Below are 10,684 nucleotides of genomic sequence, written 5' to 3' on the forward strand. Positions count from 1 at the left end.
GTCGGCGTGGGTAATGGACAAAAAGTGTGTCTGATTCTCAAGATGGTGACTGGTGAGAAGCCAAAAACTACGGGCTGCAAATGTGAAACTGTATGAGTTTATGACACTTTCAGGCCATTTTTCGAGCCATTTTTGTCATAAACGTAGTCAGTAACTCGCATCGCCCCAACGCCGCCAGCCATAAACGTAGTCAGTAACTCGCATCAGTGACACTGGGGGAGAGGGGGGGGCTTTACCCGGGTTTGGTGGGGAGAGCTTTTGCCACAGTCTAGGTTGCCCCGAGACCCGGGGCTGGATGTCAGTTTTCAACTTAAAATATCTGCCATGAACTGGCGATTTGCTTATGTTCAGCGCTGTTCTGTAGAGTAACAACTCGTGCACAGCGCTGGTAATCCAGAAAGTTGAGCACGGCATTTAAGGCCCTGTGGCGCAGTTGGTTAGCGCGCCGCCCTGTCACGGCGGAGGTCGCGGGTTCAAGTCCCGTCAGGGTCGCCACTTGATTAATTTCAAGTCTGGCCAGATAGCTCAGTCGGTAGAGCGTCCGCCTGAAAAGTGGAAGGTCAGCGGTTCGATCCCGCTTCTGGCCACAATTAATCCCCAGTCCGGAAACGGGCTGGGGATTCTTTGTTTTACCAGGTGTTTGTCGCGGGGATCGTCGTAAAGCACAGTGCATCGAGCCGTGCGAAAACCTTAAAGTGGGGGAAAATAAACCGCGTACACACCCTAGCGGATAGGATGTTGTGCATGAGTAAGGAATTCGCCTCAGCAGGAACGCTGTCCGACGATAAGACGCTGCCGTGGGTCGTGCGCATCTTCGTCTACACGGATGCTGAGGGCAGCCAATCGGCTGCTGAGAAGGTTCGTGGGGTGCTCGCGGAACTGATTCCGGATCAGGAAGTCAACGTCTACGAGGATGTCATGCCCGATGTGGGGCGCACTTCCTCTCTCGCTGATTTGTGGGCGGAGGCCAACCCGGGCATGGATCCGGGGGATCGGAAGCGTTACCGCATCAGTGTGGTGGCTCCGGGGCTGTCTCACTGCGAAATGGCGGACCTGGCAGGCCCGCTCGCTGAGGCCGTCAGCCCGGGGTGGGCAGAGGGGGAGGCTGCGACCAAGGTCGCGAAGGGCGATGTCCCGTGCCGTGTCGCTGTCGGGCGTGCCGACGAGCACCCGGGCGAACCCCCGCTAGTGCAGAATTAACCAGAATTCGGAATTAATCCGAAGCGAGAGCTGTTATCTGGGTTACATCCTAAGAGTCGTTTGCAATGACGACGCTTCACAACCATGAGAGGGAAGTGATTCCGAAAATGGCACACACTATTTCGCATGATGAGGCCGGTCAGCGCTACGTTCTCACCGTAGAGGGAGAAGAGGCCGGCTTTGCCGCTTACACCCCGGTGGAAGGTGCCCTGGACTTTGACCACACGGTTGTAGATGGCAAATTCCGTGGACAAGGCCTGTCCAAGCCGCTTATCGCAGGCGCGCTGGATGATGTTCGGAAGAACAACCGAAAGATTCGCACCAGCTGCTCCGCTGTTGCCAACTTCGTGGAGAAAAACCCGGACTACCAGGATCTACTGGCTGACTAGTCGCTGAAGGGCGAAGAACGCACAAAGAAGCCGGCCGGCTGCTCACGATAGGAAGAGCAGCCGGCCGGCTTTTGTATGTAGAGCTAGTTTTAGGGCGGGGCTAGATGAAGTCTCCGTCACCCTGGACGTACACCGCCGGATCGCACAACGGCTTGTGCTCTTCGGGCTTGGCAGGGCGTACGCGGCCCGGAATTCCTATCACGATGGAATCGGGTGGGCAGCTGTGGGTGACCACGGAGTTGGCGCCGATTGATGAGCCTGCACCAATTGTGATGGGGCCAAGGACTTTCGCACCTGCTCCGACGGTGACGTTGTCCTCCAGGGTGGGGTGGCGTTTTACCTTCTCCAGTGAGCGGCCGCCAAGCGTCACGCCGTGGTAGAGCATGCAGCCGTCACCGATTTCTGCGGTTTCGCCAATGACGATGCCCATACCGTGGTCGATGAAGAACCTTCGGCCAATTTGAGCGCCCGGGTGAATCTCAATACCAGTCAGCCAACGGGAAAACTGTGCGAGTACTCGTGCAATGCCCTTGAAAATCCCGCCTCGTTTCCAGAGGCGGTGCGAGAATCGGTGAATCCAGATTGCGTGTAGGCCGGAGTAGACAATGGCATTTTCTACATCACTGCGCGCAGCTGGGTCATGCGCACGGGCATTGTCCAGATCCTCTTTGAGGATTCGGAAAAAGTCACTCATGGGCGTCAATTCTATCTGGTCGGAGGTGTGGGCAATGCAAAAACCCGCTTGCCGACGGAAAGTGCCAGCTAGCGGGCTCTGCAGAGAAGGTTACGGGCGCTTATAGTGCTCGGCTTTAGTCGCGCAGATCCTCGTACAGGATGGAGGAGACGTAGCGCTCGCCGAAGTCAGGAACAATCACGACGATGTTCTTGCCCTCGGACTCCGGGCGGGCTGCAATCTCGAGAGCAGCCTTGATGTTTGCACCGGCAGAAATGCCGCCGAGGATGCCCTCGGCTGCAGCGACCTTGCGGGAGACCTCAATAGCGTCCTCGTTGGTAACCGCAATGATCTCGTCGAGAAGCTCCTGATCGAGAACCTCTGGGACGAAGTTTGCGCCCAGACCCTGAATCTTGTGCGGGCCGGCGGTGCCCTCGGTCAGCAGCGGGGAGGCCTTCGGCTCAACGGCAACCAGCTTGATGTCCGAGTTGTGCTTCTTCAGCGTGCGACCAGCACCGGTAATGGTGCCGCCGGTGCCGACACCAGCCACGAAGTAATCAACCTTGCCGTCGGTAGCTTCCCAGATTTCTTCACCAGTGGTTGCCTCGTGGATAGCCGGGTTGGCCGGGTTGGCGAACTGGGAAGCCAGGATTGCATTGTCGGTGTTAGCCACGATTTCGTTGGCCTTATCGACAGCGCCGCGCATGCCATCCGCGCCCGGGGTGAGTACAAGCTCAGCGCCAAATGCGCGCAGAACGACGCGGCGCTCCTGGCTCATGGTGTCCGGCATAGTGAGAATGACCTTGTAACCGCGGGCTGCGCCGACCATTGCCAGCGCGATACCGGTGTTGCCCGAGGTACCCTCGACGATGGTTCCGCCCGGCTTGAGCTCGCCAGAGCGCTCGGCGGCATCGATAATTGCGTTGCCGATGCGGTCCTTGACCGAGTTGGCAGGGTTGTAAAACTCCAGCTTGGCAATCACGTTGCCCGGCAGGCCCTCGGTAACACGGTTGAGCTTAACCAGCGGGGTGTTGCCGATCAGTTCAGTGACATCGTTATAAATAGTCATTAATCTTATCCATTCCGGAAATCACAGAGGACTTCCTAATGAGTTTTCGCGTGTAGCCGTAGTGTACGCCTGATCCTGCAATTAGTACAGACCAGTTCGTCTATTTCATGGCTTGCGTAGGGAAGTGGAAGCTGTCAGTTCCGGTGTCGCCACCGTCATAGTCGCCGCGGCCGGCGTCGTCGCAGTCGCACCGCTATTGTCGCAATGCTCCTGCTCTTGCCGCGTTAACGCTATCTCATTGCCTTGCTCGTCCTTACCTCCATTGTGAGGGTAAAGAGCATTAAAGTTTCTTAGAATCCACTATTCTGAGACGTGATTTACAGTGCACGGGAATGCCTTGTAAATAGGCAGCGGCCCTCGCCACTGTGATTGGGCGCGATTGCGGCCCTTATCTGCACAGCGGTTATATGCGATAACCGGAAAACGCAGACAATGGACTCAGCGATTGCGGTGCTTCGTCGAAGCCACTCAGGGGGACTCAAACCTTTGGGGAAGGAGGCGAAGCATTAATAGAAGTGTGAAGCTTTCCTCAGCCCATCAGCCAGGAGACCGACTGTAAATCATCCAATTCGCGTCCGCGGATTGGCGGTCGAGCGGTGCTGTCGAGGTGAATAGCGCCGTAGAAAGATGATTTACATCATGCATATTGCTGAGGGATTTCTCCCAGTTACTCATTGCATTGGGTGGGGCGTAGCTGCCGCTCCCTTTGTCATTCACGGCGCAATTCAAGTCAAGCGCACTATGAAAGAACATCCCGGTAGCGGCATGCTGCTCGGTGCTGCCGGCGCGTTTACCTTCGTGCTCTCCGCAATCAAGATTCCATCCGTGACGGGTTCCACTTCGCACCCGACGGGTACAGGTTTTGGTGCTGTAATCTTCAAACCTCCGGTGATGGCGCTGCTTGGCTCCATCGTGTTGCTCTTCCAAGCAATCTTGCTCGCTCACGGCGGCATTACGACGCTCGGTGCGAACATCTTCTCCATGGCAATCGTCGGCCCGTGGGTCGGCTACGCCTTCTACGTATTGACCCGAAAGCTCGGCGGAGGCCTGCTACCAGGTGTGTTTATGGCAGCGTTCTTCGCTGACCTCTCCACCTATGTTGTGACCTCCGTGCAGCTCGCTCTTGCACACCCGGCAAACCCGGGCGGTGTCGGCGGCGCTCTGGCTACATTCCTCGGCCTGTTCGCTATCACGCAGATTCCGCTGGCGATCATCGAGGCTCTGGTCACCGTCATTCTCATGCGCACCCTGCTGGCCGTGGCACATTCTGAGCTCCTCGATCTCGGCTTCCTGTCCCGCTTCGGTGATGCGCCAGCACCGGCGCTGGAGGCGAAAGCTGCAGAAGCCACGGCTGACGCTGTTGCAGGATCTGTCACTTCGCAGAATGCGGCAGCTGCATCCGTATCTGGCCAGAAGCAGTAGCCGTCGTCAAGCGAAAAGAAGCGAAAGAGAGCACGATTATGAATGCAAAAAACAACGCGCAGATTGTCGACGCACAGGCAGCTAGCCAGCCGAAGAAGAACTCCGTGTGGGTCAGCGTTGGTCTCATTGTCCTGGTAGTCGTAATTGCCATGTTCCCGCTGTTCTTCAACTACGGGGACGACGACGCCGAGGAGCCGTTCGCCGGCACTGATGCCACCGCTACGGAGACAATTCAGGAAATCGACCCGAACTACGAGCCGTGGTTCGAGCCACTCGTCGGCGAGCTGCCGGGTGAGGTCGAGTCGGGTCTGTTCGCGCTCCAGGCCGTTATCGGTGCTGGCGTCCTGTTCTACGTTATTGGCTTCTACCGAGGGAAGGCTGCTGCGCGTTCGGACAAGCGCGAGAAAGAGCAGTGAATGCGCTAGAAGCTGCAGCGGCGCGCAGCGCTTGGGCACGCCGCAACGTGGGTGAAAAGATTCTGCTGCTCGGTGGGCTGCTGATTCTGGCGGTTGCGCTACCGCCAATTCCCTTTGCGCCTGTCATTGCGGTCATTGCTTGGTCTATTGCGTACATAGCCCGAGTGCCCCGCAAGCTGTATGTGGCAATGGTGCTGGCACCGGCGGCTTTTGTGCTCGTCGGCGCGTTTCCGCTTTTGGTAGCGCTTACTCCCGACGGTCTCGCGTGGTCGCCGGATGGCCCGCAGCGAATGGCGCAGGTTGTGATGCGTTCGTTTGCGGGTATCAGCTGCACGATGGTCTTTGCGCTGACCACTCCGATTTCGGAGCTCATTGCCTGGCTCGACAAGCACGGCTTGCCGCGATACTTGACGTACCTCGCCGAGGTGATTTACCGGATGACCGGCGTGCTGATTCACTCCGCACACTCGATGACGGAAGCGCAAGCACGACGCTTGGGACACTCCACGCGCCGGGCGATGATCCGAGATGTAGCGGCACAGTCCGCCAGCCTCTTTGTCATTGCCTTTACCCGCGCGCGCAAGATGCAAGAGGGAATCGAGCTGCGCGCCGATCCGAGCGCAATGAAAGTACTGGTGATTTCGCGGCCCAGGCAGCCGAAGTTCATCGTGATATCCAGTGCATTACTTTTGTCGTTGATTGCGGCCTGGGCGCTGCTGAAATGGGGTGTATAGGGATGTCGAGCAGCAGGAAAAATCGCGCTGATCACGTACATGGTGCCAACGGTGTCATTGTCGAAGCGGCTGCAGTTACATACGCTTACGACGAAACCCACGTTCTGAAAGGCGTGGATCTGGCAATTTCGGGTGGCGAGCGCCTAGCGCTGTTGGGGGCAAACGGTTCGGGCAAGTCCACGCTGTTGCGTATGCTCGCGGGAGCGTCTAAGCCCAATAGTGGTGAGGTCCGCCTTGACGGCACCGTCTACACGTACTCCCGGCACGGCCGCAATGCGGTCCGTCGCTCAGTGCAGATGGTCACGCAGGATCCGGATGAGCAAATCTTCGCGGCTAGCGTGTTTGCAGACGTCTCGTTCGGTCCCGTCAACCTGGGGCTTAAGAACGAGGAAGTCGAACGGCGCGTCCGGCAGGCTCTAGGTACCGCCGAGATCACCGATCTCGCCGAACGCGTTCCGCACCAGCTTTCCTATGGTCAGCGCAAGCGCGTCGCTCTCGCTGGTGCGCTGGCGATGCATCCGCGTGTGCTGCTTCTCGACGAGCCCTCCGCCGGCCTCGATCCGCAGGCGACCCGAAAGCTTGCACACACGCTCAATCAATTGCGCGATCAGAGCACTGCCGTCGTCGTCGCCACGCACGACATCGACTTCGCGTGGAATTTCGCCGATAGGGCAGCGGTGCTTGCCGACGGCAAACTGCGCGTCGGCGCCAAGGAAGATATTTTGGCCGATCGACGGTTGGTCGAACATGCTCGACTGGCTTTGCCCTGGGCGCCCGTGGTCTCCAAGGCGATTGGGCGAGATGTGTGCCATCCAGAGGATGTTTAGGCGAGTGGCTTGGTTGGTGAATAGCTCATCGATATGTGCAGCTAAACCGCGCTAAAAATGAGAAAAACGCCCGCGGGCAGGGCGTAATGCCTATGAAAATAGGCCTAGAAATATAGGCGAAGCTGTCGCATTTCTTCGCTTCCATTTCACGTCACACCTGTCCGCGGGCGATCTCCGTGGCCGTGGCACTTTGCAGTGCCCTCGGCGCATCAGGCAGGTATTCGGACTTTCTGGCGTGACCGACAATAAGGGGATGACGACTGCCGCAAGCTTCAATGCTTACGTGCAAATCCTTATTATCAATTTTCCTACTTTTCGCCGCTTCCCAAGGTTGAAATAACCTCAGTGCCGTTGGCGAATTTTGTTCCAGATTACCGCTGCGGGACAGTTCCGGAATTGCACCGGATTCCCTCTTGCGTTTGCTGTGCACCACCTTCGGACAACCACGTGGAGGACGTAGCATTGAAAGTGGAACTCAACAAAACCTGTTGCATGTATGACAATAGCGCACGATGCAAAATAAGCGAAGGTCTTTTTCGAAAATGTCCGCATTGGGGGTAAAACGCCGTTCATTACCCTCTGTTATCAACATTCACGCAGTTTGTTAGCGGAAAAATAGCTACCCCCTGCCTTGTATTTATTCGGCCGAGGCGGGGCTAATGACAGGATTTATCCTGGTATTTTCTTTACGTACTTGTAGAGAAACCTAGTTGTTTCCTAAGATTGTGTGACGGATGCCTTAATGCAGGTGTACCCGTTCGGAGGGTACTATCTACTTTGTACGGTTTACAGCCCCCGAAAGGGTCAGTGGCCGCTGAGCGGTAGTTGGCCATTTCGTAGGAGTGTAAGTCGGCGCGAAGTCACAGGCTGATGGTGCCTCTGTGGGTGCCAGTGAAGCAATTTGCCCGTTACGCAGGAGGACGCGAGATGGATCCCCACCGCATTCTGGACGACAATGAGGTTATTAAGTCGTCCTTGGTCGCCCTAAAGAATGCGACTGGTATTCCGGTCACAATGTATGCGGAAGTCACCGATAACTCTAAGATGCAGATCAACAACTGGGTTGGCCTGCGTACTCCGGCCCTGCAGAATCTGACTGTGGAATCGGGTGCGGGTGTCGGTGGTCGCGTGTTGGCCACGCGCCGCCCGGTGGGTGTCAGTGACTACCTGCGCGCCAAGGTTATTACCCATGAGTATGACGACAAGATTCGTGACGAAGGCCTGCACTCGCTGGTCGCCGTGCCGGTGATCGTTTCGCGTCTTGTCCGTGGCGTGCTCTACGGTGGCGTGCACTCCTCGGTGCGCCTGGGGGACAAGGTTCTTGAAGAGGTCACAATGACCGCCCGTTGCCTGGAGCAGGACCTCGCTGTCGTCGATGCCTGCCGCAACATGGATCGTTCTGGCAACGGTAAGGGCGGCCGCATCATGAATGGCGCTGAGTGGGAGCAGGTTCGTTCCACGCACTCCAAGCTGCGCATGCTCGCTAACCGTGTGGATGACGAGAAGCTGCGCCAGGAGCTCGAGGTGCTCTGTGACCAGATGGTCACCCCGGTTCGCGTCAAGCAGACCACCAAGCTGTCGGCTCGTGAGCTCGATGTTCTCGCCTGTGTCGCCCTCGGTCACACCAACGTCGAGGCCGCAGAGGAAATGGGCATCGGTGCCGAGACGGTTAAGTCCTACCTCCGCTCCGTAATGCGCAAGCTGGGCGCCCATACTCGCTACGAGGCCGTCAACGCGGCCCGTCGCATCGGCGCACTGCCGTAAACCGCTTGACGACGGTTCCTTTGCGCCCAAACCCGCGGGTATTGGGGTAGTCAGTTCTGCTACTTGCTCCGCTACTTACCCCCTGCTTGCCGCTGGGCTTCGCGCTCACCACCGGGGATCCACTTAACGTCGTTTCCGTCATTGGCCACTCTCGAAAGAATAAACAACAGGTCAGACAGGCGATTGAGATACTTCGCCGGTAGGACTGAGGTGGTTTCGGGAAATTCGCGGCAGGCAGCCCATGCTGCACGCTCGGCTCGGCGAGTAATCACCCGAGCTGTGTGTAGCAGTGCTGCGGCTGGTGTGCCTCCCGGGAGGATGAAGGAATCCAGTTTCGGCAGTTGTTCATTGAATTGGTCGCACCAGTGCTCGAGTCGCTCGATGTAATCCGGCTCGATACGCAACGGCGGGTACTTCGGGTTTTCTTCAATAGGTGTTGCCAGGTCGGCTCCGGCATCAAATAGGTCATTCTGCACGTAGCGAATGACAGCCGAGATTTCGTCGTCAAGCGTGCCGAAACTGAGCGCCTGGCCGAGTGCGGCGTTGGCCTCCTCGCACGTGGCGTAGGCGATAAGGCGAGAATCATCCTTGGGAACGCGGCTGAAATCGGATAATCCAGTGGTGCCGTCGTCGCCGGTGCGAGTGTAAATGCGAGTTAGATGAACGCTCATAGCTTCAAGCCTAAGCGCGATATTGCGAAATGTGGTTGGCTGGGGGAGTGGGAAATGAGCGATTTCTGGTTAAAGGCGGAGCGACGCTAAATGGTCAGGTTCAGATTTCCGGGGCGAAGAACTCGGTTCTGAAACTGATGGGTGCGGCGCTTCTCGCCGAGGGCACGACAGTACTGACGAACTGCCCTGAAATTGACGACGTGCCATTGATGCAAAAGGTCCTCGAAGGGCTCGGCTGCTCCGTGACGCGCGAGGGCGACCGGATTGAAATCACGGTGCCCGAAGAACTCTCGCATCACGCCGATTTCGATGCCGTGCGCCAGTTCCGCGCTTCGGTCTGTGTGCTCGGGCCGCTGACGGCGCGTACCCGTAACGCGATTGTCGCACTGCCCGGTGGTGACGCTATTGGTTCCCGCCCGCTGGACATGCATCAGGCTGGCCTGGAGAAATTGGGCGCGCGCACCTATATTCACCACGGTTGCGTGGTGGCTGAGGCGGGGCGTCTCAAGGGGGCGAACATCAAGCTGGACTTCCCGTCCGTCGGCGCGACCGAGAATATTCTGACCGCGGCCGTACTAGCGGAAGGTACGACTGTGCTGGATAACGCCGCCCGTGAGCCCGAAATTGTCGACCTGTGCGAGATGCTCGTGGAGATGGGCGCCAAGATTTCGGGTGCGGGATCTAACACCATCACGGTTGAGGGCGTAGAGAAGCTGCACCCGACTGAGCACAAGGTTGTCGGCGACCGAATTATCGCAGGGACCTGGGCTTATGCTGCAGCGATGACCGGCGGCGATATTACGGTCGTTGGCATTAACCCTAAGTACCTGCACCTTCCTCTGGAAAAACTGAAGAACGCAGGCGCTCAGGTCGAGACCTACCCGCAGGGCTTCCGCGTGCGTATGGACGGGCGTCCGCAGGGTGTGAACTATCAAACGCTGCCATACCCAGGCTTTCCGACGGACATGCAGCCCATGGCCATTGCTCTGTCCGCGGTGTCCGAAGGGACGTCAGTGCTTACCGAGAACGTTTTTGAATCGCGCTTCCGGTTTGTCGACGAGATGATTCGCCTCGGCACGGACGCGACTATCGATGGCCACCACGTGATGATTCGCGGAAAGGAAACGCTGAGTTCCGCACCTGTGTGGTCTTCGGACATTCGCGCCGGAGCGGGACTAGTGCTTGCTGGGCTGTGTACTGAAGAAGGTGACGTCACTGAGGTGCACGATGTCTATCACATCGACCGTGGTTACCCGGGCTTCGTAGAGACACTCAATTCTCTTGGCGCATCGGTTGAACGGGTTAGCTAGTGATTGTTGGCCTCTGGTCAATGGCTAACGGCTAAGCGCACGGTGCTAGTTAAACACGCGGTGCGGAAAACCATCGCAAGTCTTCGGTTCTGGATGCTTCAGAACCGTAGGGAGTGATTCTCCAGTGGTGGCTTGTGGTGGTTTTCGCTATTTTACCTGGGGTTTTGTGTCTTTGGTGGGGTGTGTGTAATGTATCTGGAGGTCAGCGC

The 10,684-nt window shown here is 57.6% G+C and carries 11 protein-coding genes, 2 tRNA genes and 2 riboswitches; of the genes, 10 read left to right on the forward strand and 3 right to left on the reverse strand.

What is annotated here, in order from left to right:
* The first annotated feature begins 418 nt into the window (after window positions 1-418).
* From CRD13_RS08225 to CRD13_RS08240, 4 genes are all read left to right on the forward strand, one after another.
* Window positions 419-495, forward strand: a tRNA-Asp gene (locus tag CRD13_RS08225).
* Between the two features lie 19 nt (window positions 496-514).
* Window positions 515-587 (forward strand) — tRNA-Phe (locus CRD13_RS08230).
* A 157-nt stretch (window positions 588-744) separates the two neighbouring features.
* Entirely contained in the window at window positions 745-1,200 is a 456-nt protein-coding gene (locus tag CRD13_RS08235; RefSeq protein WP_048733759.1) for a hypothetical protein, read from the forward strand.
* Window positions 1,201-1,307: 107 nt separating this feature from the next.
* The gene (locus CRD13_RS08240; protein WP_049173078.1) at window positions 1,308-1,589 is read left to right on the forward strand and encodes a GNAT family N-acetyltransferase; all 282 of its coding nucleotides are present in this window, start codon (window positions 1,308-1,310) and stop codon (window positions 1,587-1,589) included.
* Between the two features lie 100 nt (window positions 1,590-1,689).
* On the opposite strand, the gene epsC is transcribed toward CRD13_RS08240, so the two are convergent.
* Window positions 1,690-2,283, reverse strand: coding sequence for a serine O-acetyltransferase EpsC (gene epsC, locus CRD13_RS08245; protein ID WP_005511963.1), 594 nt, complete (start codon window positions 2,281-2,283; stop codon window positions 1,690-1,692).
* 115 nt (window positions 2,284-2,398) lie between these two features.
* Complete coding sequence (gene cysK, locus CRD13_RS08250) at window positions 2,399-3,331, reverse strand: cysteine synthase A (RefSeq protein ID WP_049173059.1); 933 nt, start codon at window positions 3,329-3,331, stop codon at window positions 2,399-2,401.
* 303 nt (window positions 3,332-3,634) lie between these two features.
* A riboswitch (cobalamin riboswitch) is annotated at window positions 3,635-3,904 on the forward strand.
* Window positions 3,905-3,970: 66 nt separating this feature from the next.
* Here cysK and CRD13_RS08255 point away from each other — a divergent pair.
* The 5 genes from CRD13_RS08255 to ramA all read left to right on the forward strand — a co-directional run bounded on the left by CRD13_RS08255 (window position 3,971) and on the right by ramA (window position 8,494).
* On the forward strand, window positions 3,971-4,753 hold the full coding sequence (locus tag CRD13_RS08255; protein ID WP_049190264.1) for an energy-coupling factor ABC transporter permease: 783 nt from the start codon (window positions 3,971-3,973) through the stop codon (window positions 4,751-4,753).
* A 38-nt stretch (window positions 4,754-4,791) separates the two neighbouring features.
* A complete protein-coding gene (locus CRD13_RS08260; protein ID WP_049173058.1) occupies window positions 4,792-5,169 on the forward strand; it encodes an energy-coupling factor ABC transporter substrate-binding protein in 378 nt (125 codons plus the stop codon).
* Window positions 5,166-5,903 carry a cobalt ECF transporter T component CbiQ gene (cbiQ, locus tag CRD13_RS08265; RefSeq protein ID WP_070549912.1) on the forward strand — a complete coding sequence of 246 codons (738 nt, stop codon included), beginning with the start codon at window positions 5,166-5,168 and terminating at the stop codon, window positions 5,901-5,903. Before CRD13_RS08260 ends, cbiQ begins: the two co-directional genes overlap by 4 nt.
* A gap of 2 nt (window positions 5,904-5,905) precedes the next feature.
* Window positions 5,906-6,730, forward strand: coding sequence for an energy-coupling factor ABC transporter ATP-binding protein (locus tag CRD13_RS08270; protein ID WP_187401514.1), 825 nt, complete (start codon window positions 5,906-5,908; stop codon window positions 6,728-6,730).
* A gap of 194 nt (window positions 6,731-6,924) precedes the next feature.
* Window positions 6,925-7,182: riboswitch (cobalamin riboswitch) on the reverse strand.
* 475 nt (window positions 7,183-7,657) lie between these two features.
* A complete protein-coding gene (gene ramA / locus CRD13_RS08275; RefSeq protein WP_005511953.1) occupies window positions 7,658-8,494 on the forward strand; it encodes an acetate metabolism transcriptional regulator RamA in 837 nt (278 codons plus the stop codon).
* A gap of 71 nt (window positions 8,495-8,565) precedes the next feature.
* Here the strand turns inward: ramA and CRD13_RS08280 are convergent, their stop codons facing one another.
* Complete coding sequence (locus CRD13_RS08280; protein ID WP_049173053.1) at window positions 8,566-9,165, reverse strand: cob(I)yrinic acid a,c-diamide adenosyltransferase; 600 nt, start codon at window positions 9,163-9,165, stop codon at window positions 8,566-8,568.
* A 47-nt stretch (window positions 9,166-9,212) separates the two neighbouring features.
* Here CRD13_RS08280 and murA point away from each other — a divergent pair, with 47 nt between their 5' ends.
* Window positions 9,213-10,475 carry a UDP-N-acetylglucosamine 1-carboxyvinyltransferase gene (gene murA / locus CRD13_RS08285; RefSeq protein WP_224433880.1) on the forward strand — a complete coding sequence of 421 codons (1,263 nt, stop codon included), beginning with the start codon at window positions 9,213-9,215 and terminating at the stop codon, window positions 10,473-10,475.
* Window positions 10,476-10,684 lie beyond the last annotated feature (209 nt).

The sequence above is a fragment of the Corynebacterium sp. LK26 genome (assembly GCF_014335085.1).
Lineage (GTDB): Bacteria > Actinomycetota > Actinomycetes > Mycobacteriales > Mycobacteriaceae > Corynebacterium > Corynebacterium jeikeium_D.